1 protein-coding gene is annotated in these 570 nt (G+C 39.3%); it reads left to right on the forward strand.

Features of this window, described 5'->3' with window-relative positions:
• Nucleotides 1-570, forward strand: a 570-nt coding sequence (locus ACFINZ_RS11860; RefSeq protein WP_375701630.1) for a ribonuclease D, incomplete at both ends; no start/stop codon positions are given.

Consider the following 570-nt stretch of genomic DNA (forward strand, 5'->3'; position numbering starts at 1 on the left):
TTTTCACGCTGCACGCCAAGATATTGAAACGATTTACCATCTTGGAGGTGTCATTCCCTCTCCTCTTTTCGATACCCAAATAGCAGGATCAATCTGTGGATTTGGTGATTCTATCTCTTATGATCAAATTGTACAACGCTGCACGGGTTATCAACTTGATAAATCATCCCGCTTTACAGACTGGAGCTTCCGTCCTCTTTCAGAAAAACAATTACTCTATGCACTTGCTGATGTAACCTATCTAAGAGATGTTTATCTCCTACTGAAAAAACAGCTCGAAAAAAATAAACGCACCCACTGGATGGATGATGAAATAGCGGTCCTTTTAGAACCTAAAACCTATGATATGCCGGAAAATGAAGCGTGGAAAAAAGTGAAAGGAAAAATTAAAAAACCGCGTGAACTTGCCGTATTACAAAAAATAGCAGCGTGGCGTGAACGTAAAGCACGACAATATAATATTCCACGTCGCCATATCATAAAAGATGAATGTCTTATTGAAATTGCCATCCAACAACCAAAAGATGAAGCTGACTTGAAACGTTTGCGCAGTCTGAACAAAAATTGGGA

It is taken from the genome of Bartonella sp. AA81SXKL, assembly GCF_042196945.1.
Lineage (GTDB): Bacteria > Pseudomonadota > Alphaproteobacteria > Rhizobiales > Rhizobiaceae > Bartonella.